This window comes from Bacillus sp. PS217 (genome assembly GCF_037963535.1).
Taxonomy (GTDB): Bacteria; Bacillota; Bacilli; order Bacillales; family Bacillaceae; genus Bacillus; species Bacillus subtilis.
On sequence record NZ_CP150157.1, the window covers coordinates 1288908 to 1310799 of the forward strand.

General features: G+C 45.2%; 23 protein-coding genes. 14 read left to right on the forward strand and 9 right to left on the reverse strand.

Annotated features, from left to right (window positions below):
* Positions 1–19 precede the first annotated feature (19 nt).
* Both NSQ83_RS06765 and NSQ83_RS06770 read right to left on the reverse strand, forming a co-directional pair.
* The gene (locus NSQ83_RS06765; RefSeq protein ID WP_032678796.1) at positions 20–493 is read right to left on the reverse strand and encodes a YjfA family protein; all 474 of its coding nucleotides are present in this window, start codon (positions 491–493) and stop codon (positions 20–22) included.
* 128 nt (positions 494–621) lie between these two features.
* Positions 622–789, reverse strand: coding sequence for a YjfB family protein (locus tag NSQ83_RS06770; protein ID WP_014476499.1), 168 nt, complete (start codon positions 787–789; stop codon positions 622–624).
* Between the two features lie 126 nt (positions 790–915).
* On the opposite strand from NSQ83_RS06770, the gene NSQ83_RS06775 reads away from it, so the two are divergent.
* Complete coding sequence (locus NSQ83_RS06775; RefSeq protein WP_198878877.1) at positions 916–1815, forward strand: DUF2268 domain-containing protein; 900 nt, start codon at positions 916–918, stop codon at positions 1813–1815.
* Between the two features lie 9 nt (positions 1816–1824).
* On the opposite strand, the gene NSQ83_RS06780 is transcribed toward NSQ83_RS06775, so the two are convergent.
* Both NSQ83_RS06780 and NSQ83_RS06785 read right to left on the reverse strand, forming a co-directional pair.
* Entirely contained in the window at positions 1825–2223 is a 399-nt protein-coding gene (locus NSQ83_RS06780) for a DUF2809 domain-containing protein (protein WP_198878878.1), read from the reverse strand.
* A 100-nt stretch (positions 2224–2323) separates the two neighbouring features.
* Positions 2324–2899, reverse strand: coding sequence for a YjgB family protein (locus NSQ83_RS06785; protein ID WP_014476503.1), 576 nt, complete (start codon positions 2897–2899; stop codon positions 2324–2326).
* A 145-nt stretch (positions 2900–3044) separates the two neighbouring features.
* Here NSQ83_RS06785 and fdhF point away from each other — a divergent pair, with 145 nt between their 5' ends.
* From fdhF to NSQ83_RS06805, 4 genes are all read left to right on the forward strand, one after another.
* Positions 3045–6002, forward strand: coding sequence for a formate dehydrogenase subunit alpha (gene fdhF, locus NSQ83_RS06790; protein WP_204551486.1), 2958 nt, complete (start codon positions 3045–3047; stop codon positions 6000–6002).
* Positions 5995–6555 carry a DUF1641 domain-containing protein gene (locus NSQ83_RS06795; RefSeq protein ID WP_076457826.1) on the forward strand — a complete coding sequence of 187 codons (561 nt, stop codon included), beginning with the start codon at positions 5995–5997 and terminating at the stop codon, positions 6553–6555. The genes fdhF and NSQ83_RS06795 overlap by 8 nt, the downstream gene beginning before the upstream one ends.
* 196 nt (positions 6556–6751) lie before the next feature.
* Positions 6752–7393 carry a DUF4352 domain-containing protein gene (locus NSQ83_RS06800; RefSeq protein ID WP_198878880.1) on the forward strand — a complete coding sequence of 214 codons (642 nt, stop codon included), beginning with the start codon at positions 6752–6754 and terminating at the stop codon, positions 7391–7393.
* A gap of 78 nt (positions 7394–7471) precedes the next feature.
* Positions 7472–8098 carry an NUDIX hydrolase gene (locus tag NSQ83_RS06805; RefSeq protein WP_198878881.1) on the forward strand — a complete coding sequence of 209 codons (627 nt, stop codon included), beginning with the start codon at positions 7472–7474 and terminating at the stop codon, positions 8096–8098.
* 30 nt (positions 8099–8128) lie between these two features.
* Here NSQ83_RS06805 and NSQ83_RS06810 read toward each other — a convergent pair whose 3' ends face one another.
* Positions 8129–8407 carry a hypothetical protein gene (locus NSQ83_RS06810; protein WP_198878882.1) on the reverse strand — a complete coding sequence of 93 codons (279 nt, stop codon included), beginning with the start codon at positions 8405–8407 and terminating at the stop codon, positions 8129–8131.
* 389 nt (positions 8408–8796) lie between these two features.
* On the opposite strand from NSQ83_RS06810, the gene yjiB reads away from it, so the two are divergent.
* Positions 8797–9987, forward strand: coding sequence for a monooxygenase YjiB (gene yjiB / locus NSQ83_RS06815; protein WP_042974215.1), 1191 nt, complete (start codon positions 8797–8799; stop codon positions 9985–9987).
* A gap of 22 nt (positions 9988–10009) precedes the next feature.
* On the forward strand, positions 10010–11188 hold the full coding sequence (locus NSQ83_RS06820) for a glycosyltransferase (RefSeq protein ID WP_038427605.1): 1179 nt from the start codon (positions 10010–10012) through the stop codon (positions 11186–11188).
* Between the two features lie 40 nt (positions 11189–11228).
* Here NSQ83_RS06820 and NSQ83_RS06825 read toward each other — a convergent pair whose 3' ends face one another.
* Positions 11229–11417 (reverse strand): hypothetical protein, encoded by a 189-nt coding sequence (locus tag NSQ83_RS06825; protein ID WP_003232781.1) that lies wholly within the window; start codon positions 11415–11417, stop codon positions 11229–11231.
* 173 nt (positions 11418–11590) lie between these two features.
* On the opposite strand from NSQ83_RS06825, the gene NSQ83_RS06830 reads away from it, so the two are divergent.
* Positions 11591–12403 (forward strand): uroporphyrinogen-III synthase, encoded by an 813-nt coding sequence (locus NSQ83_RS06830; RefSeq protein ID WP_015715713.1) that lies wholly within the window; start codon positions 11591–11593, stop codon positions 12401–12403.
* Positions 12404–12448: 45 nt separating this feature from the next.
* Here the strand turns inward: NSQ83_RS06830 and fetB are convergent, their stop codons facing one another.
* The 3 genes from fetB to NSQ83_RS06845 form a co-directional block, all read right to left on the reverse strand.
* Positions 12449–13201 carry an iron export ABC transporter permease subunit FetB gene (gene fetB, locus NSQ83_RS06835; protein ID WP_029726247.1) on the reverse strand — a complete coding sequence of 251 codons (753 nt, stop codon included), beginning with the start codon at positions 13199–13201 and terminating at the stop codon, positions 12449–12451.
* Positions 13201–13953, reverse strand: a complete 753-nt coding sequence (locus tag NSQ83_RS06840) for an ATP-binding cassette domain-containing protein (protein ID WP_128441550.1) — start codon at positions 13951–13953, stop codon at positions 13201–13203. The genes fetB and NSQ83_RS06840 overlap by 1 nt, the downstream gene beginning before the upstream one ends.
* 119 nt (positions 13954–14072) lie before the next feature.
* Complete coding sequence (locus NSQ83_RS06845; protein WP_198878883.1) at positions 14073–15047, reverse strand: multidrug resistance efflux transporter family protein; 975 nt, start codon at positions 15045–15047, stop codon at positions 14073–14075.
* A gap of 131 nt (positions 15048–15178) precedes the next feature.
* On the opposite strand from NSQ83_RS06845, the gene NSQ83_RS06850 reads away from it, so the two are divergent.
* From NSQ83_RS06850 to allD, 6 genes are all read left to right on the forward strand, one after another.
* Complete coding sequence (locus NSQ83_RS06850; RefSeq protein WP_021479495.1) at positions 15179–15676, forward strand: cupin domain-containing protein; 498 nt, start codon at positions 15179–15181, stop codon at positions 15674–15676.
* A 388-nt stretch (positions 15677–16064) separates the two neighbouring features.
* Positions 16065–16487, forward strand: coding sequence for a DUF1641 domain-containing protein (locus NSQ83_RS06855; RefSeq protein WP_014663610.1), 423 nt, complete (start codon positions 16065–16067; stop codon positions 16485–16487).
* Positions 16488–16526: 39 nt separating this feature from the next.
* Positions 16527–17705 carry an NAD(P)/FAD-dependent oxidoreductase gene (locus tag NSQ83_RS06860; RefSeq protein ID WP_015383407.1) on the forward strand — a complete coding sequence of 393 codons (1179 nt, stop codon included), beginning with the start codon at positions 16527–16529 and terminating at the stop codon, positions 17703–17705.
* 196 nt (positions 17706–17901) lie between these two features.
* Positions 17902–19323, forward strand: a complete 1422-nt coding sequence (uxaC, locus tag NSQ83_RS06865; protein ID WP_198878884.1) for a glucuronate isomerase — start codon at positions 17902–17904, stop codon at positions 19321–19323.
* Between the two features lie 67 nt (positions 19324–19390).
* Positions 19391–20770 (forward strand): MFS transporter, encoded by a 1380-nt coding sequence (locus NSQ83_RS06870; protein WP_198878885.1) that lies wholly within the window; start codon positions 19391–19393, stop codon positions 20768–20770.
* A gap of 104 nt (positions 20771–20874) precedes the next feature.
* A complete protein-coding gene (gene allD / locus NSQ83_RS06875; RefSeq protein WP_198878886.1) occupies positions 20875–21888 on the forward strand; it encodes an ureidoglycolate dehydrogenase in 1014 nt (337 codons plus the stop codon).
* Positions 21889–21892: the final 4 nt, after the last annotated feature.

A 21892-nucleotide genomic window follows, 5' to 3' on the forward strand; every position in this document is an offset into this window, starting at 1 on the left:
CGGACAGCCTTTTTTCTATTTAATAAGAGCCTGTGGTGGCCCAAACATTTAAGTTTGGCCCTGAATACTTGCCGAAAGCGTAAGAAGTCCTTGGATCTAAATCATATACCATCGGTGTATAGCAAGACTTTTGGCCGGCCACCGCTTTTCCATTGCCGCCTGCAGAATCACAATTATATCTCTTTCCGTCCGTGTTTCGGGTAATCTCCGCATTTGCTTCAAAGCCAGACGTCAATGTATTATTCATCGTGATTTTTGCCCAAGCTGTTTTACATGTACTGCTGAATTTAAGCTCGACTACTCCGATGACTTGATTGCTGGCATTCACTAAGTTTGAGGATTTTTTTGTAGAGCCGGTGGACGCACAATCATTGTAATAAGGGCTTTTACCATCGTAGGCATGGGTTTCCGCATTGGCGGGTACACCTTTGGCGGCAAAAACAAATACTACTGCGAATAACACCAATGAAGCCTTCGTAAACAGTCTTTTCATATTCTTTATGACCCCCTTAATATGGCAAACAATAAATCATACGGAGGAACAATCAAAACATGCATGATTTTTTGTGAACAATAAAGGCGGCCGGGAGGATGGAGTTATTGGCCGCCTTTGGTGTGAGGTTAAGCTTTTACATCAATGGTTTGTCCGAGAGTCGGATGCTGAATCATCTTTAAGGTTTGATCGGCATTTTGCTGGGCGGTGTCCAGCATTTTTTTCGTTAAAGCGATATTAACATTCTGGGCAAGGGATGCTTGATGCATCGCAACTGATAAAGCAGGAATATCCATCGTTCCACCTCCTATGCCTTACCTATCGGCGGGTTTGTATGATTTTACAGTGAAAAATGGCTTAATTTCTCCTGTTGACCTTTACGCTGCGGCATATCGTATGTTTTTGACAAGGAGGGAATCAGGATGAATCTTGTAATGGAAAAGACCTTTGAGCAATACGAAAAGCTGTTTTCAATGGAAGAACAGAAAAGAGAAGATGAATTTCGGTATACGATGATGAGGCCGTTTGAAAAGATGTGGACCGCCATCCAAGTTCCGCTGAAAGCGAAGGAGCCAAACGGCTATGATGTGATCATGGCTGCGAAAATGCTGGGCTATTTGGATGTCCGTGATACTGAAAGCGGCCAGAAAGCACTGCAAATACTGAAAGAATCACATGTTTCAGAGACAGCTGAATCTGCACTTCGGCAATGCATATTTTTTGCTGAGCGCGAACAGCTGCGGGTGAATGCAGAGGAGATCAAATTCGGCCTTTATATCGCTGATCCAAATAAACTTCAGCTGCAAAAAGGCTACTGCGGGTTTGGCGGGATACCGGGCTTTATTCATGTATGGATTGATCCGAACCGTTATAACCTGCCAAGGATTCCTTCCATTATTGCTCATGAGTTTCATCATAATGTGCGGTTTTCGTATATAGATTTTCATCATGGCTCTGTAAGTGTCGGGGATTATCTTGTGATTGAAGGATTGGCGGAATCATTCGCCAGAGAGCTGTTTGGCACGGAACGATTGGGCCCTTGGGTAACTCGTTTTGATCATGAGGATTTGCAATATTCCATTGATGTGATTAATGAGGTGCTGGATGTGAAAGGATTTTCGGAAGTCAGCCGTTATATGTTTGGTGATCCAATTGCTAAAGACAAAGGATTTGAACCTGTAGGTTTATCGGCTTTTGCGGGTTATGCAGTTGGCTATCATGCCGTTCAGTCATTTATGAATCAACATCATATCACGATAAGCGAGGCCACACGTTTGGATGCGAAGGCCATTCTTTCTCAGTGCGGATTGTTTTCCAAATGAAAAAAAGCGTCACATACAGCGGCGCTTTTTGATTCCCAAAACCAGCAGTTCTATGGCGGCACAGGCGGCAATTCCGATTGTATATGCTTCGATATCGCTCCATAAAAAACCGTACCCTAGTACAAGCCCGCCAAGAGAAGCATCCCTAATCTGGTCGATCCATTCGGCATGATAGAGCTGGCTGAATTCAATGACAAAACAGAAAGAAAGACTGATAATGCCCGTTATCATTGTCTTCAGCTTCCGAAATAGAAATCCGCATCCCGTAAAGATCATAGCGGCCCACAACGAGTCTCCCAGATAAGTATTGAGGGTATCAGGAAGAACACTGGAGAATGCTCTGGATCCAAACCCCAGCCCAATGATCAGTACGGTGAAAACTGCATATATCCAACGATTTCGCTTCATTGCGAATTGATACCCCGTCTCTTTTTCATCTCCCTGTATTGTAAGGAATATATCTTTTATTTGTCCACTAAAAAAGCGGCTGAATAGCCGCATAGGGTGTTTATTTTGCTTTTAGGTTTACATGGTCGGCTGTCTGATCTGTGCCTATTACAAAATGGAGTTCATAGCGGCCTGTATCATATACATAATCGATTTCATCGGTAAACGGGACGGTTAACACCCGATTTGCTGGTCCTAATTGCTTCTGCAGCACTTCCGGCGTAACTCCGCCTAAATTCAGCTGCCGTTCCACACCGGTTCCAAAGTAGCGGATTTCTGAAATTGTCATGTCTTTATGATAGGAAAATCCGTAGCCCGGCTGTCCCATATTCCAGTGATATAAATCAAATCGATTGTCTCCCCCGACTGGTCTTTCCGGTTCCCCAAACGCAGCGTGGACATCCCCTTTTGTGCTTTTGTTAATGGTAAGGCCTTGCGCCTGCTGAGGCATTTCCCCTTTATAGGCGGTGTTATAGAGGTTTTTGACAAGCTCAGCGGCTGATTGATTCGTGTTTTCTGAGAGTGTGTTTGTTTGAGCTGCGGCCTTTGCCGGTGCTGAAAAGGACGCAGCCCCAAAGCCGGTAAAACAGCTTGTTACTGCTGCCGCAGCGGTAATAGCAGACATTGTCTTTTTCATGTTGATCCCTCCTTATTGATCTACCATCCCGTTTCCCGGTGTTAGTGCAATAAAACATGTGAGTGCGCTTTGTATGTTTTATTGAGTTGTTGTAAGGGAACTGAAATAGGTAATTCGGTATATAAAGCAAGAAAGGGGAATGGAGATGCCTGGCAAGAAAAAAATCACAATAAACGGCGTTGAAATGGAAGCGTCCGAGGAACAGACGGTGCTGCAGCTTTTGAATAACAGCTCGATTGAAGTGCCGCAAGTTTGCTATCATCCAAGCTTAGGGCCGATTGAGACATGTGATACGTGCATCGTCAGCATCAATGGTGAGCTGAAGAGGTCGTGCTCCGCTGAATTAAAGGATGGGGATATCATTGATACGCTCTCACCTGACGTGAAAAAAGCGCAGGTCATCGGGATGGACAAGATTTTATATAATCATGAGCTTTATTGTACAGTTTGCGATTACAACAATGGGGGATGCGAAATACATAATACGGTGAAGGAAATGAAAATCAATCACCAAAGCATTCCGTTTGATCACAAGCCATACCATAAGGATGAATCCCATCCGTTTTATCGGTATGATCCAGATCAATGTATTTTGTGCGGACGCTGTGTTGAAGCATGCCAGGACGTTCAGGTAACTGAAACGCTGACCATTGACTGGGAGCGGAAACGCCCGCGCGTCATTTGGGATAACGACGTGCCGATCAATGAGTCGTCATGTGTGTCATGCGGCCATTGTTCAACGGTCTGTCCGTGCAACGCGATGATGGAAAAAGGAATGGAAGGGGAAGCCGGATATTTAACAGGCATCAATAACGAAACGCTGCGACCGATGATCGAGATCACGAAAGGCGTAGAGACAGGCTACGGCTCGATTCTCGCCATTTCTGATATGGAATCGGCCATGCGTGATGAACGAATCAAAAAAACGAAAACCGTCTGCACGTATTGCGGCGTCGGCTGCAGCTTTGATGTCTGGACAAAGGGCAGAGACATTCTGAAAGTAGAGCCGCAGGAGGAAGCGCCAGCCAACGGCATTTCTACTTGTGTGAAAGGCAAGTTCGGTTGGGATTTCGTCAACAGCGAAGAACGCCTGACAAAGCCGCTGATCCGGGAAGGCGATCATTTCCGTGAAGCAGAGTGGGAGGAGGCGTTATCGCTGATCGCCAGCAAGTTCACTGAATTAAAAGAGGCGTTTGGCCCGGATTCTCTCGCTTTTATTACATCTTCTAAATGTACAAATGAAGAATCCTATCTTATGCAAAAGCTGGCCAGAGGTGTCATTGGCACAAATAATGTGGACAACTGCTCTCGCTATTGCCAATCTCCTGCGACTGCCGGCCTGTTCCGGACAGTCGGCTATGGCGGTGATTCAGGATCAATTACAGATATCGCGCAAGCGGACCTTGTTTTGATTATCGGTTCGAACACGTCTGAGTCGCATCCAGTCTTATCCACTCGCATTAAACGGGCTCATAAGCTGAGAGGGCAGAAAGTGATCGTCGCGGATATCAGAAAACACGAAATGGCAGAACGCTCCGATTTATTTGTCCAGCCGCGTGCCGGATCGGATATCGTCTGGCTGAATGCGATCGCCAAATATTTAATAGAAAACGGCAAGGCCGATGAACGATTTTTGAGAGAAAGAGTGAACGGACGGCATGAATATGTAAAAAGCCTCGCGCCGTACACACTTGAATATGCTGAGGAGAAAACCGGGATTGATCAAGAAACCCTTATCCAAATGGCAGAGATGATCGGGCAAGCTGACAGTGTGTGCGCATTGTGGGCGATGGGCGTGACACAGCACATTGGAGGAAGCGACACGAGCACGGCGATCTCTAACCTGCTGCTTGTGACAGGAAACTACGGAAAACCGGGAGCAGGTTCTTACCCATTGCGCGGCCATAACAACGTGCAGGGAGCAAGTGACTTCGGAAGCATGCCTGACAGAATGCCGGGCTATGAAAAAGTGACGGACGAACAAGTCCGCCAAAAATACGAGCGGGCGTGGGGCGTGCCGCTGCCGAAGAAGCCGGGTATGACCAACCACGAAATGATTGAAAAAATCCATTCCGGACAGCTGAAAGCGATGTATGTAAAAGGTGAAGAAATGGGCTTGGTGGATTCCAACATCAATCATGTACACGCCGCATATGAAAAGCTTGATTTCTTTGTGGTGCAGGACATTTTCCTATCACGTACAGCGGAGTTTGCTGATGTGGTTCTTCCTGCGAGCCCAAGCCTTGAAAAAGAAGGAACGTTTACAAACACAGAACGCCGGATTCAGCGTTTGTATCAGGTATTTGAACCGCTGGGTGAATCAAAGCCGGATTGGCAGATTATTATGGAGGTTGCCAATAAGCTTGGCGCCGACTGGCACTATAAGCATCCTGCAGACATTATGGAGGAAGCAGCCAAGCTGTCGTCGATTTATGCCGGTGTCACCTATGAACGTCTTGAGGGCTATAATTCCCTGCAATGGCCTGTAAACGCTGATGGAAAGGATTCGCCTTTACTCTTTACAGAGCGCTTCCCTTTCCCGGACGGCAAGGCCATTCTCTACCCTGTCCAGTGGACAGAGCCTAAGGAATTCGGTGAGGAATATGATATCCATGTCAACAATGGGCGGCTCTTGGAGCACTTCCACGAAGGGAACCTGACTTACAAATCAAAAGGGATTTCGGAGAAAACACCGGAAGTGTTCTTAGAAATTTCTCCTGAGTTTGCGGCAGAACGAGGGATTCAGGACGGAACCCTCGTGAGACTCACATCGCCTTTCGGAAATGTCAAAGTGAAGTGCCTGATTACTGATCGAGTCAAAGGGAAGGAAGTATATCTGCCAATGAACGATTCAGGGGAAGCAGCGATCAACCTGTTAACAGGCAGCCATGCCGATAAGGATACCGATACGCCTGCTTACAAAGAAACATCGGCCAAGATGGAAATTTTGAAGCACGACGGAATCAGCCCGCTGCCTAAGATCAACCACCGCAACGGCAATCCGCAGCCGCAAATCGGTGTGCAGGTTCAAAAGAAATGGGCGCGGAAGGATTATATTTTCCCTGGTGACGCTGTGAAAAGGGGGATGGGCCATAATGGCTAAAGCGATTAAACGAATTCAAAAAATCGAGGTAACAGAAGAAGATCAGCGAAAGCGTGATTTGCGGGAAATTGAAGATGCTCTAGTTGATCACAAAGAAGCGATTCTCGAAACATTGAATATGCTGGGCCATATGAACGAGCGCGGTGTCCTGCCGTTGCTCCGCGGCCTTTTTGGCCAAGGGGATAAAGTTCTTGATATCCTGGTGAAAAAGGCAGATACAGAGGAAACAGCCAATACGCTGAAAAATCTGCTTCTTTTGTTTGGAACACTCGGCATGCTGGACGTGAAGCAGCTGGAGCCTCTCATTTTGAAAGTGAATGCGGGTGTGGCAAGCGCTGTAGAGCAGAAAAACAGCGAAGAAAAGACTGGTTATTTTGATATTATCCGCTCGCTAAAAGACCCGGAAATTAACAAATCAATTACACTGCTCTTTTCCTTTTTAAAAGGAATGGGACAAGATACAAAGGAGTTGGAACGCACGACACAGCCTCCCGAGCACCAAAAACATCATCAGGAGCCTCGAGAGAAAAGAGGAATGAATAAGCGAGATTGACCTCCTGCCCGAGCGGCTTCAGCCAGCTCGGGTTTTTTGATGAAAAGGTCTAATGGACTAGTAAAAAATATTCAAATACTAGGAAGAAGTAAGATTGTGATGAATGAGATAGAAATAATCGTTACTTTCTTACCTGTTAAGAAAAGGAAAAATCTGCTTATAATAGAAATCGATTACTTTAGATGGGGGAACAATCATGAAAAAAGTCTTATTACTATTATTTGTCTTGACGATCGGGTTAGCGCTTTCAGCGTGCAGCCAATCGAGCGATGCGTCAGAGAAGGAAAAACCGAAAGAGAAAAAATCGCAAGAAGAGCTTGAAAAGGAACTTGATAAGGAATTGAAAAAAGGCGGTGAGCCGAAGACCAAAAAAGATGATCAAATACATAAAATAGGAGAAACATTTAAAGCAGGACATACGAATTTTACAGTGAATAAAGTTGATAGAGTGCAAAAAGGTGAATATATGAATGTTGGCGGAGCTGTAAATGAGGAGACAAAAACAATAAAAGATGATGAGGAACGGCTTATTATAGAAGTTACGATGGAAAATATAGGGAAAGATTCAATAAGCTACAATTTTATCGGGTTTGATTTAAGAGATAAGAATGATCAATCAGTGCGGCCTGTTTTTTCTATAGAAGAGAAGGGCAGAATCCTTATGGGAGGAACACTAGTATCGGGGAAAAAGGTTACAGGTGTACTCAGTTATGTCATCCCTAAAGGAGAACAGAAACATTACACACTGGTATATAATCCGTTTTTAGCTGATACAAATAGCAGTAATACAGAAGAGAGAGTAAAGGACGATATTGATTACTTGGTGAAGTTAGATTAGAAGCTAATTTACAGTTGCACGTTTTTCATCTGTGGAAAACGTGCATTTTTTATAGCAAAACTTGACTTGAAAGGATGAGTGATAAAAGTGCAAACCAAATGGCTGGAACGGGCACAGCGGATTCGGGCGATCGCACAGGCGGGGCTTGCTTTTTCCAAGGATGTGTACGACAGGGAGAGGTACGAAGAGCTAATGAAGCTTAGCGCGGAAATGATGGCGGATTACTCGGAGAAGGACATTAAACTTATCACTGATTTATGGCAAGGCGAGAAGGGCTATCCGACACCGAAAGCGGATGTTCGCGGCGCAGTATTCCGAGAGAATCAGATTTTGCTTGTCCGGGAGAAGCATGATGAGCTGTGGTCGCTGCCGGGTGGATTTTGCGAGATTGGTTTATCGCCAGCTGAAAACGTCGTCAAGGAAATCAAAGAAGAGTCGGGGTACGATACAGAGCCGTCTCGATTGCTGGCCGTGCTAGACAGCCATAAACACTCTCATCCCCCTCAGCCTTATCACTATTATAAAATCTTCATCGCATGCAGCATGACGGGCGGGCAGGGGGAAACAGGGATCGAGACGAATCATGCCGCTTTTTTTCCGGAAGACAGACTCCCGCCGCTCTCTCCAAAACGAAACACACCCTCACAGCTTAGCATGCTGTTTGACTTTTTGCGCCATCCGGACAAGAAAACGATATTCGACTAAAAAAGAAAGAGCCTATGGGCTCTTTCTTTTTTATAATGTAATGTGTTTTTCGTTGGCGAGTTTCAGAAGGGTCAAAATAGAATCGGCTTGTTTATGGCCGAGTTTTTGCTTTAATTTGTTTTCTTCAACTAATCGGCTGCCATAAATTTTGACAGAGGCTTTGTCGACGACAGTATGCCAGTTTTCCTGTTTTTTTCCCTCAACAAGCGGTTTTTCATGTCTCTCAGAAAAAGAGAACACAAAGAGTACGAATGCAAGTGAAAGTAGGATTCCGACAACTTGTTTTTTGTAATCAGGCTGTGCTGCCACGTTGTTCTCTCCTTCACCTTTTACCTTCTATTTAATCATAGAACCAAATTATTTTACATAATGGGAAAGTCATTTTTGGAGTTAGTGCATTTGGTTGAAAACAGAGACGTTTTTTGAGCGGAGCGGTGCAATTGAATCCATATTGGATTTGCGTGCTTATGCCTAAGGTCACGTTGTGAGCCAAAACAGCAGTGCAGAATAGAAAAAAATTGAAAGATTATGGTAAGATGAACGAAATTCGAGGGGGAATATATGATGCCTGCATCGAACATCGTGATCGCCTGCCTGCTGTTATCAATTTAATTATTTGTGGTAGTCCCTCTCTTTTTCGAAAGCGGGAGGTGAAGTGGAACATTAATTGCTGAATTCTTTCAAGGGGAGTGACCATAATGAGTGTGTTAAACCGCCGGCAAGCCTTGCAGCGAGCGCTGCTCAATGGGAAAAACAAACAGGATGCGTATCATCCGTTTCCATGGTACGAATCGATGAGAAAGGATGCGCCTGTTTCCTTTGATGAAGAAAACCAAGTGTGGAGCGTTTTTCTTTATGATGATGTCAAAAAAGTTGTTGGGGATAAAGAGCTGTTTTCCAGTTACATGCCGCAGCAGACAAGCTCTATTGGAAATTCCATCATTAACATGGACCCGCCGAAGCATACAAAAATCCGTTCAGTCGTGAATAAAGCCTTCACTCCGCGCGTGATGAAGCAATGGGAACCGAGAATTCAAGAAATCACAGATGAACTGATTCAAAAATGTCAGGGGCGCAGTGAGTTTGACCTTGTTCACGATTTTTCATACCCGCTTCCGGTTATTGTGATATCTGAGCTGCTGGGAGTGCCTTCAGCGCATATGGATCAGTTTAAAGCATGGTCTGATCTTCTGGTCAGTACACCGAAGGATAAAAGTGAAGAAGCTGAAAAAGCCTTTTTGGAAGAACGAGATAAGTGTGAGGAAGAACTGGCTGCGTTTTTTGCCGGCATCATAGAAGAAAAGCGAAACAAACCGGCACAGGATATTATTTCTATTTTAGTGAAAGCGGAAGAAACAGGCGAGAAGCTGTCCGGTGAAGAGCTGATTCCGTTTTGCACGCTGCTGCTGGTGGCCGGAAATGAAACCACTACAAACCTGATTTCAAATGCGATGTACAGCATATTAGAAACGCCAGGCGTTTACGAGGAACTGCGCAGCCATCCTGAACTGATGCCTCAGGCGGTCGAGGAAGCCTTACGTTTCAGAGCGCCCGCCCCGGTTTTGAGACGCATTGCCAAGCGGGATACGGAAATCGGGGGGCACCTAATTAAAGAAGGTGATATGGTTTTGGCGTTTGTGGCATCGGCAAATCGTGATGAAGCGAAGTTTGACAGGCCGCACATGTTTGATATCCGCCGCCATCCCAATCCGCATATTGCGTTTGGCCATGGCATCCATTTTTGCCTTGGGGCTCCGCTTGCCCGTCTTGAAGCAAATATCGCGTTAACGTCTTTGATTTCTGCTTTTCCTCATATGGAGTGCGTCAGTATCACTCCGATTGAAAACAGTGTGATATACGGATTAAAGAGCTTCCGTGTGAAAATGTAATAGATAAGGAGACTGGAGATTCATGAAAAAGTACCATATTTCGATGATCAATATCCCGGCGTACGGACATGTCAATCCTACGCTTGCTTTAGTAGAGAAGCTTTGTGAGAAAGGGCACCGTGTCACGTACGCGACGACTGAGGAGTTTGCGCCCGCTGTTCAGCAAGCCGGTGGAGAAGCATTGATCTATCATACATCCTTGAATATTGATCCTAAGCAAATCAGGGAGATGATGGAAAAGAATGACGCGCCCCTCAGCCTTTTGAAAGAATCACTCAGCATTCTGCCGCAGCTTGAGGAGTTATATAAGGGTGATCAGCCTGATCTGATCATCTATGACTTTGTTGCGCTGGCTGGTAAATTGTTTGCTGAAAAGCTTAATGTTCCGGTCATTAAGCTCTGTTCGTCATATGCCCAAAATGAATCCTTTCAGTTAGGAAATGAAGACATGCTGAAGAAAATAAAAGAAGCAGAGGCTGAATTTAAAGCCTACTTGGAGCAAGAGAAGTTGCCGGCTGTTTCATTTGAACAGTTAGCTGTGCCGGAAGCATTAAATATTGTCTTTATGCCGAAGTCTTTTCAGATTCAGCATGAGACGTTCGATGACCGTTTCTGTTTTGTCGGCCCCTCTCTCGGAGAACGAAAGGAACAAGAAGGCCTGTTGATTGACAAGGATGATCGCCCGCTTATGCTGATTTCTTTGGGTACGGCGTTTAACGCATGGCCGGAATTTTACAAGATGTGCATCAAGGCATTTCGGGATTCTTCATGGCAAGTGATCATGTCGGTTGGGAAAACGATTGATCCAGAAAGCTTGGAGGATATTCCTGCTAACTTTACTATTCGCCAAAGTGTGCCGCAGCTTGAGGTGTTAGAGAAAGCTGATTTGTTCATCTCTCATGGCGGGATGAACAGTACGATGGAAGCGATGAACGCAGGTGTGCCGCTTGTCGTCATTCCGCAAATGTATGAGCAAGAGCTCACTGCAAATCGGGTTGATGAATTAGGCCTTGGCGTTTATTTGCCGAAAGAGGAAGTGACTGTTTCCAGCCTGCAGGAAGCGGTTCAGGCTGTATCCAGTGATCAAGAGCTGCTCACCCGCGTCAAGAATATGCAAAAGGATGTAAAAGAAGCTGGCGGAGCGGAGCGTGCGGCAGCTGAGATTGAAGCGTTTATGAAAAAATCCGCTGTCCCGCAGTAAAAACATAAAAACCGAAATCAATTTGATTTCGGTTTTCTGTTTAAATATTTTTTTTCATCCCGCATCTCCGGCATTCTCTAAGAAATTTTCCGCCTTTTACAGAGCTTTTGAACAGTGTGTAATCACAGTTGTCGCAGCGCCCGCTGCGGGCGTCCGGATATTCATTGAATTCGTAAACGATCGATGTATCGTAGCCTTTTGTTTCATATTCTTCTTTTTTTGTTTCCATGTCGTCCCTCCGTTACAAGACGTGTCTGCTGTTTATCTTACAGCAAGCTTCCGGCGTATTCAATGGATTTTAGAGGTTTGGGTTTATCTTGATTTCTCCCTTGGTTTGCGCCAAAATAGCTTTAATAAGCTTGTATACATAAAAAGCCTATGCAAAGAGGAGAGGAAACGGGTATGGGAAAAGGGTTACTTGGAAAACGTGTGGCAATCGGTGGCTCACGAAAAACGGAAGAAATCAGTACAATCATTGAAAAACAGGGCGGAATACCTGTCATCCGGCCTCTCCAAGGTACAGTTTACTTAGCAGAGAAGCAGGTGGAGCCGGATTTGCGGACGTTTGCGGAAGAAAAAGCTGACTGGGTCATTTTCACGACAGGCATCGGGTTGGAGACTCTTGTCGATATGGCAGAGAAAATTGGACTGAAAGATGAGTTTCTGCAGGCCATTCGCCAAGCGAAAGCGGCATGCCGGGGATACAAAACGCTGTCTGCGTTGAAAAAGCTTGGGATCACACCGGAAGCTTCGGATGAAGACGGGACAACAAGAGGCTTAATCCGTTCTTTGGAGCCTCACGACTTTTCAGGAAAAACAGTCATGGTGCAGCTTCATGGCGAAAAAGCGCCGGCTCTCATGGCATTTCTTGAAGAAAAAGGCGCGTCTGTCCTGCCGATTCTGCCTTATCAGCACATCCCGCCGGAGGAGGAAACGGTGGAGCGGTTATGCCGAGAGCTGATGAACGATGAGATCGATGCCGTTTGTTTTACAACGGCCATTCAGGTTCGTTCCCTGTTTGATTTTGCTAAGGGGCGAGGTTATATCAATGAAGTGAAGAAGGTATTCGAAGAACGCGCCATCGCAGCTGCTGTCGGAAAAGTGACTGCTGAAGCACTGCGGGAAGAGGGCATTACGAGACTGCTTGCGCCAGAGATTGAGCGGATGGGTGCAATGATTGTTGAGCTGGCCAAGTATTATGAAGAAAAGGAATAACAAGTACAAAAAGCCGCTTTTCCCTCGGAAAGCGGCTTTTGTCTGTCATTCATTCTGCTTCAGCTGCTGATGAACGGTGAATAATGATGGGTATGTCAGCACGCTTAAGATTACACAAGTCAGCGCGGCTGAGGCCATCGTTGTAAACACGATTAAGAGTTGAAAGCGTACTGCCTGAATCGGGTCCGCGCCGGCTAGAATCTGGCCAGTCATCATGCCGGGAAGCTGGACAAGACCCAGTGTTTTCTGGCTTTCGAGCGTCGGGATCATACTCATTTTCATCGCTGAGGTAAGAATGCGCTGTATGGATTGCTTCGGTGTGCCGCCAAGTGACAATATTAATTGAATTTCTTCTTTGCGAACGCCGGCTTCTGAGTTAAGCCGGTTTAGAAACAAACTTGAGAGCACCATCGAATTTCCGATGACCATCCCGCTGATCGGAATGACATATCGTGCCGTAAGCGGAATGATATGAAGAGACAGCAGAATTCCCTGCGTCACAATTTCTACGATTGCTAACGCGGCAAACACCCTCCAAAACGAACCGATAGTATTTTTCTTTCGCTTGATGACATTTTGCGCCGCCACTGCGAGCATTAACAGCACCATCAGCAGGATAAAAACAGGGTGGTCTCCGCGAAAAATCAGCGACAAAACATAACCGATGATAAGCAGCTGCACCGCGGCCCGGATGGTGGCGATGATCATGTCTTTTTCTACACCGGCTTTAAAGGATTTTGATAAAAACAAGGCGATCAAAACAAAGATCATCGTTAAAGAGAGAGAAAGGTAATCCATTACCGAGTGCCTCCCTTCAAAAATTCTTTCGCTGCTTCATGCTGCGGAGCGGAGAAAAATGTGTCGGTTTCAGCGATTTCAAGCAACCGGCCATCTGCCATAAACCAAATGGTATCGGCTATTCGTTTTGCCTGCTCTATATTATGAGTGACCCACATGACTGTCCATTTTTTCTCTTGATGCTGACGTTTGATCAGTTCTTCAATCTCAAGAGCAGAAACCGGGTCCAAGGCCGATGTGATTTCGTCCAACAATAGAATGGAGGAAGGATTTGAGAGCGTTCTGGCCAGTGACAGTCTTTGCCGCTGCCCGCCCGATAAGTCTCTGGCGCTTCTGTCTAACAGCTCTGGCGGCAGCCCTGCAAGAGAAGCCAGCTTTTCAGGAGAGTACAGCTGGGATTGATGCAGCCTTTGTACAAGACTTAAATTGTCACGCACTGTCCCGTCGAGCACGGGAGCCGATTGAAACGCGAGGGCTGCCGTTCGCCTCAGCTCATTGACATTCCATTCTCTGACTTCCTTTCCATATATGTTGACTTCGCCGCTGTCAGGCGTTCTCATTAAATTACACATAGAAAGGAGGGTGCTTTTGCCTGAGCCGGAAGGGCCTAAAACGGCTACGATTGCGCCCTGTTGAATGTCTCCGGTGACATCCTGCAGCACATCATAGGTTTGTCCATCTTGTTTATAGCTTTTTCTGACTGATCTGAAGGAGATGGCTGGTATGTTTTGTGTTTGATCGTTTGCTTCCATTACAATAATCACCTTTCAATATAAGTAGGCTGACATTATATTTAACTATAACGTGAAACAGATTCCTTTTGGTAGCACAAATAAAGGAGAACAGGCTTTCACCCATTCTCCTGCAGATGCTACGCAGTCAGATTTGACTGTGCTTTCTTTTTCGGTTTTCTCGGCTGTGAAGCGAAGGTATGTAACATCATCCCCGCTATTATAATGAACAAACCGGCAAATGATAATAGAGATGGGAAAACGCCTGACAGCAGAACAATTTCACCAATTAGCGCGAAAATCACTTCACCGGATTGAGTGGCTTCAACAGCTGCGAGTTTTTGCGGATTGTCTCTTACCATATCAGTGGCCCAGAAAAATAAAACCGTCGCAATGATGCCTGAGCTGACGGCAACGATAAAGGATTGAACGGTTTGACTTGCTGTTGGAAGGCCATCTGACCACCAGCCGTAAGCTGCTAATATAAGCCAGAATGGAAGGCTTGCCAATGTCATTCCAAGAACGCGCTGAAATGTATCAAGCCGGCCTCCGTATTCTTCGAGCATTCTTCGGTTTCCTAACGGGTAGGCAAAAGCCGCAATGACAACCGGCAGCACACTGAAAAGCAGCATCCTCCCAGAAAGCGATTCTGCATGCTGAAGCTGAATCAGAGCCGCTCCAATCAGGATGATCATGGAAGTGCCAAGTGAAACCAGGGGAATCTTTTGGCGAATGAGCTGCGGACCGCCCGGCATATCTTGTTTGACATAAAACAAAGGAGATAAGAGCACCCCGGCTACAATTGTAATTTGCCAGGTTCCAGCTATGAGCCACCCCGGACCGTATGCAGCCGCAAATGTAATCGGTGCGTAAAAAAGCACGAAACCGACGAAGCTCCATTTGATCCAATAAAACGGCTTTTTCCTCATTTCTAGTAAGAGAGGCGTGAATGTCCCTCTCATGATGACAATCAAACATAAAAATGGCACCATAAAAATAAAGCGCAGCGAAGAGCTCCAAAGCCAGCTGCCTCCTGATAACTCCATCGCTCTGTTTAATATAAAGGTAACGGCGAAAAAGAGTGAAGCCAATATTCCGATAACGATAGCTTTCATGATATCCCTCATTCTGGCATTATTTTTTTATACTATACTATTCGGTATCATGCAGATCAATGGAATCATGAGAAAAACATCATGTTTGGCGAACCGCTATATGTGGAAGACAAAAAAGGGAGGTGAAATTGATGGAAAGAGAGACACAGACATACTTCTTTCCGGATGACGGCAGGATTCCGAATCACCCTGATTTTCCGCTCGTGGTGTATCAAAACGCGCTTAAGGACACCGGACTGGCAGAGCGGATCGTCACCCGGCATGGCTGGTCAAACAGCTGGTCAGGGAGTGTTTTTCCATACCATCATTATCACAGCAATACGCATGAAGTCCTGATTGCCCTTAGGGGAGAGGCTGTGATTCAGTTTGGGGGTGAAAAAGGGGCTGCCATCCCTTTCAAATCAGGCGACGCAGTCGTGATTCCAGCCGGAGTCGGACATAAAAAGCTCAGCTCAAGCCCTGATTTTACTGTCCTTGGCGCCTATCCCGGTGGCGTTCAGTACGATATGAAGACGGGGAAGCCGAATGAGCGGGAGGAAGCGGTCAAACAGATTAAGCAGGCGGCGTTGCCGGCGAATGATCCGATCACAGGAAAAAGAGAGCCTCTATTGGAAATATGGGTAAAGTGAAGGGGAGAAATTGCTGGATTGTCAATAACTAGTGCCGCAGAAACGATATGACATGAGCTCCATATAAATTAATTTCATAATCGAAGCAATTCACGTTCAAATTTTGTTCAAAAAGTGTTATCATATAGAAGGTAATCGAATTGGAGTTTTTTGTGTTTGCTATTTTCAGAGAGAGTAAAGGATTTTGACTTATTCAATTGTTTATTTTTAGATAAAAATAATACTGAATATGGCAAGATGAAAAACTGGGTAGTAAACATTTATTTTTGTAAATGATTGTGCACGAATTCACAATCCTTATTCTTATGCCTTAAAAGCGTGAGACAGGGAGAGGCACTACCCTTTCCAAAAAAATCAGCAAACTGCTTATAGTAAAGGAGAATTGGATATGCCAGAAACAATCGATCAAACAAATGCGTCTGTCAGCCAAAGCCAGCAAGATCTTATTGATCAGCTATTAAAGCCAGAAGTTCAAGAATCATTGACTGTTTTAGTTGACCAGCTTCCGAAGCTGACTGAGTTAGTCAATATTTTAACGAAGTCTTATGATTTCGCTCAGTCTGTAGCGACTGACGAAGTGTTAAAAAACGACACAGTCGGTGCGATCACTGAAATTCTTGAGCCTGTAAAAGAAACAGCGAAAGAAGTAGCTGCGACTGCGATCGAAGCAAAAGACCGCGCGGAAGCAAGCAACGAAACAATTGGTCTTTTCGGCCTGCTGCGTATGCTGAAAGATCCTCAAGCTCAAAAGTTGTTCCGTTTTGCTAACAGCTACCTTGAAGTCATGAACGAACGCGAAAACCAAAAATAATCTCAGATTCAAATTGATATAAAGGACGGAGGATATACGATGTCAAAACATATTGTCATTCTAGGCGCTGGTTATGGCGGAGTTCTTTCTGCTCTAACAGTTCGCAAACATTACACAAAAGAACAAGCACGCGTGACAGTGGTAAACAAATACCCAACTCACCAAATCATTACGGAATTACACCGTCTTGCTGCAGGCAACGTGTCTGAAAAAGCGGTTGCTATGCCATTAGAAAAACTTTTCAAAGGCAAAGACATTGATCTTAAAATCGCGGAAGTAAGCTCTTTCTCTGTTGATAAAAAAGAAGTTGCGCTTGCTGACGGTTCTACATTAACTTACGATGCGCTTGTTGTAGGTCTTGGTTCTGTAACGGCTTACTTCGGCATCCCAGGTCTTGAAGAAAACAGCATGGTATTGAAATCTGCTGCTGATGCGAACAAAGTCTTCCAGCATGTTGAAGATCGTGTGCGCGAGTACTCTAAAACGAAAAATGAAGCAGATGCAACAATCCTTATCGGCGGAGGCGGCTTAACAGGTGTTGAGCTTGTTGGTGAGCTTGCTGACATCATGCCGAACCTTGCGAAAAAATACGGCGTAGACCATAAAGAAATCAAATTGAAACTTGTTGAAGCAGGTCCGAAGATCCTTCCTGTTCTTCCGGATGATCTTATCGAGCGTGCGACTGCAAGCCTTGAAAAACGCGGCGTTGAGTTCTTAACAGGTCTTCCTGTTACAAATGTAGAAGGAAACGTAATTGATCTGAAAGACGGATCTAAAGTTGTTGCCAACACATTTGTTTGGACTGGCGGCGTACAAGGTAACCCATTAGTCGGTGAATCAGGTCTAGAAGTGAACCGCGGACGCGCGACTGTAAATGACTTCCTGCAATCTACATCTCATGAAGATGTATTCGTTGCTGGAGACAGCGCAGTTTACTTCGGTGCAGACGGCCGTCCATACCCGCCAACTGCACAAATCGCATGGCAAATGGGTGAGCTGATCGGTTACAACCTATTCGCTTACCTGGAAGGCAAAACGCTTGAAACATTCAAGCCAGTAAACTCTGGTACACTTGCAAGCCTTGGACGCAAAGACGCGGTTGCCATCATTGGTGCAAATTCTACACCGCTTAAAGGTCTTCCTGCTTCCTTGATGAAAGAAGCAAGTAACGTACGCTACTTAACACACATTAAAGGACTTTTCAGCCTGGCTTACTAATCCTTTTAATGAATCTGACATTGCCAAAAGCGTTCCTTACCGAGTGCTTTCTGGCAATGTCTTTTTTGTTTATATGCCAACGTTAACATTTTATTTTCAAAAAAGAGATTGAACCCAGAGGAATATAAAGGTAAAATAAAAACAAATCAAAATGTTAACGTTAACATTTTGAAATAGAATGAAAGACGGTGAGGACATGGACCCCTTCATGGGCGAAAACTTTTTATTGAAAAATGAAACCGCTGTCAGCCTCTATCACAATTATGCGAAAGACATGCCAATTATTGATTACCACTGCCACTTAAGTCCGAAAGAAATCTATGAAAATAAGACATTTCAAAACATCACGGAAGCCTGGCTGTATGGTGACCATTATAAATGGCGTATCATGAGAGCCAATGGAATTGGGGAGACATACATCACCGGAGATGCGCCTGATGAGGAGAAATTTATGGCTTGGGCGAAAACCGTGCCGATGGCGATTGGCAACCCGCTCTACAACTGGACTCACTTAGAATTGCAGCGTTTTTTTGGCATTTACGAGATTTTAAACGAGAAGTCCGGGCCGGCTATATGGAAACGGACAAATGAACTGCTCAAAGGGGAAGGCTTCGGGGCAAGGGATTTAATCGTGAAATCAAATGTAAAGGTTGTGTGCACAACTGATGACCCTGTTGATTCTCTTGAATACCATCTATTATTAAGAGAAGACAAAGACTTTCCTGTCAGCGTGCTGCCTGGATTTCGGCCGGATAAAGGACTTGAGATCAATCGTGAAGGCTTTCCTGAGTGGGTGCAGGCGCTTGAAGATGCCGCCGCCATATCCATTGCAACCTATGATGAGTTTTTAAAGGCTTTGGAAAAACGAGTGCGATTCTTCCACTCAGCCGGCGGCAGAGTTTCTGATCACGCGATAGATTCAATGGTATTTGCCGAAACAACAAAAGAAGAAGCTGGACGGATTTTTTCTGACAGATTACAAGGAACAGAGGTTTCTTATGAAGATGAGAAGAAATTTAAGACATATACGCTTCAGTTTCTTTGCGGTTTGTATGCGGAGCTCGATTGGGCGATGCAGTTTCATATCAACGCTTTAAGAAACACGAATACAAAAATGATGAAAAGGCTCGGACCTGATACAGGCTATGATTCAATGAACGATGAAGAAATTGCTAAGCCTTTATACAAGCTGCTGAACTCAGTTGAGATGAAGAACCAGCTGCCGAAAACGATTTTATATTCACTGAATCCAAATGATAACTATGTCATCGCCAGCATGATCAACAGTTTTCAGGACGGTATTACCCCGGGAAAAATACAATTCGGCACAGCCTGGTGGTTTAACGATACTAAAGACGGGATGCTCGACCAAATGAAAGCGTTATCAAATGTTGGCCTTTTCAGCCGTTTTATCGGCATGCTCACCGATTCCAGAAGCTTTCTTTCGTATACGCGCCACGAATATTTCAGGCGGATCGTCTGCAATTTGATTGGAGAATGGGTGGAAAACGGCGAAGTGCCGCGCGATATGGAGCTTCTGGGAAGCATCGTTCAGGGGATTTGCTATGACAATGCGAAACACTACTTTCAATTTCAAGAAGAGAAAGCAAACGTGTAACAAAGTGTCCGCTCAGTATTGCTGAGCGGACCACTATCCGAAAATTCTTAAGGCACAGAGGTGGAACATGCGAACTGAACTGGCAAATAAGGTTGTGTCGGTCGAAACGGAAAAAAGGCTTTCATTGAAAGAGAAAATGTCCTATGGTTTTGGTGATTTTGGCAATGGTTTTATGTTTGATCTCGGCCAGATTTATTTATTGAAGTATTTCACTGATGTAGCGGGAATCCCCGCTGCGATGGCCGGCGGCATTTTTTTAGTCAGTAAGCTGTTTGCAGCGATAACAGATCCAATTGTCGGCTCATCAATCGATTATCGCAAAAACATCGGCAAACGGGGGAAATTCAGGCCTTATCTATTAATCGGCAGCATCGTGCTTGCGGTGCTTACTGTTCTTATTTTTCTGTCTCCCAATGTATCAACGACCGGAAAACTGATATATGCATATGCATCCTATATGATTTGGGGCATCGGCTATTCGTTTGTGAATATTCCGTACGGCTCATTAGGGGCAGCGATGACTCAAAATTCTGAGGACCGGACCTCCATTTCGACGTTCCGCCAAATCGGATCACTTGGCGCCTTGTTTATCACAAGTGTGGCCGTGATGCCGCTGCTCATCAAGTTTGATAATCCGAAGGTCGGCTACCCGGTGGTCATGGGCTTGTTCGCCGCACTAGGTGTGCTTTGGTTTTATATTTGCTACCGCAACTGCAAAGAACGCATTGTCATATCGGAAGCACCCAAAGAAAAATTAACACTCTCATCTGTCGTCAAAACATTTATTACAAATAAACCGCTGTTAACCCTTGTCCTGATGACGATTTTTTCAATTTCCGCATACAACATTAAATCCGCCATGCTAGTCTATTTCGCACAATATAACCTGGGCAATGTTGAATTAATGGCTTATATGAACTTCATCATTATCGGTTCTTCCTTTTTGGGCGTCGTATTCCTACCAAAGCTCGTCAAGATGTTTGGAAAGAAACGAACGGCAATGATCGGCTTCGGCATCAGTGTGGCCGCGGATCTGATCAACTTTATGCTTCCATCTAACGTTTATGTGTTTACAATTCTCGCCAGTATCGCCTTTATCGGAATTAGTATCCCAAATGGCATCACGTGGGCTCTTGTCTCCGATATTATCGACTATGGCGAATGGAAATCCGGTGAACGGAAGGAAGCGACGACATATTCACTTTTCAATTTCTCAAGAAAGCTTGCTCAATCTTTGTCTGGCTTTCTCTCGGGGATCGGTTTGGGGATTATCGGCTATGTGCCGAATGCAGTCCAGACAGCACAGGCGCTGATTGGCATCAAAGCGCTGCTTCTTCTGTATCCGGCCATTGCTTTGGCATTAGCGATGATCATTATCGGCTTTCTTTATAAACTCACAGACAAGCAGCATGCTCAGATCGTTCAGGATCTTCATCAAAAGAGCTGACAATATAATATAGAGAATATTTAAAATAATTTGTAAATAAAATGTGTTTGTAGGGGTTTCGCTAGGAGAGTGCCCAAAAAACTGATAAGGAAGGAGGCACTTGCTTGAAAACGATAACAATTGTAGCTGAAGAAGCAAAGGAACTCGTTCGGCAAAAGCTGGCCGGTGCCGGTTTGAATGAACGAGATGCTGAAAAAGTAGCAGATGTTCTCGTGCACGCTGATTTGCGCAATGTACATTCGCATGGCGTGCTGCGCACAGAACACTATGTGAACAGGCTTTTAGCGGGAGGGATCAATCCTGGGGCACAGCCTGTTTTTAAAGAAACGGGGCCTGTGACCGGGGTGCTTGACGGAGACGATGGTTTCGGTCATGTGAATTGCGACATGGCGATGGACCATGCAATTGACATGGCGAAGAAAAAAGGAGTCGGCATGGTCACGGCCGTAAACAGCAGCCATTGCGGAGCGCTAAGCTATTTTGTGCAAAAAGCGGCTGACGAAAAGCTGATCGGAATGGCAATGACGCATACAGACAGTATCGTTGTCCCGTTTGGGGGGAGGACTCCTTTTTTAGGGACAAATCCGATTGCTTACGGTGTTCCGGCTAAGCACAAAAAACCGTTTATCCTAGATATGGCGACATCCAAAGTGGCTTTTGGGAAGATTCTGCAGGCCCGTGAAGAGGGCAAAGAAATTCCTGAAGGATGGGGAGTCGATGAAAACGGAGAAGCAGTAACTGATCCTGACAAGGTCGTCTCACTTTCAACATTCGGGGGCCCGAAAGGCTATGGACTATCGATTGTGGTGGATGTATTTTCAGGATTGCTGGCGGGCGCGGCTTTTGGCCCTCATATTGCCAAAATGTACAGCGGCCTTGATCAAAAAAGAAAGCTGGGGCATTACGTTTGCGCGATCAATCCAGCCTTTTTTACTGACTGGGATACGTTTTTAGAGCAGATGGATGCCATGATTGATGAACTGCAGCAATCACCGCCGGCTGTTGGATTCGAAAGAGTGTATGTGCCCGGCGAGATCGAGCAGCTGCATGAAGAAAGAAATAAGAAAAACGGAATTTCTATCGCCCGGAGCGTGTATGAATTCTTAAAAAGCAGGTGAGTAA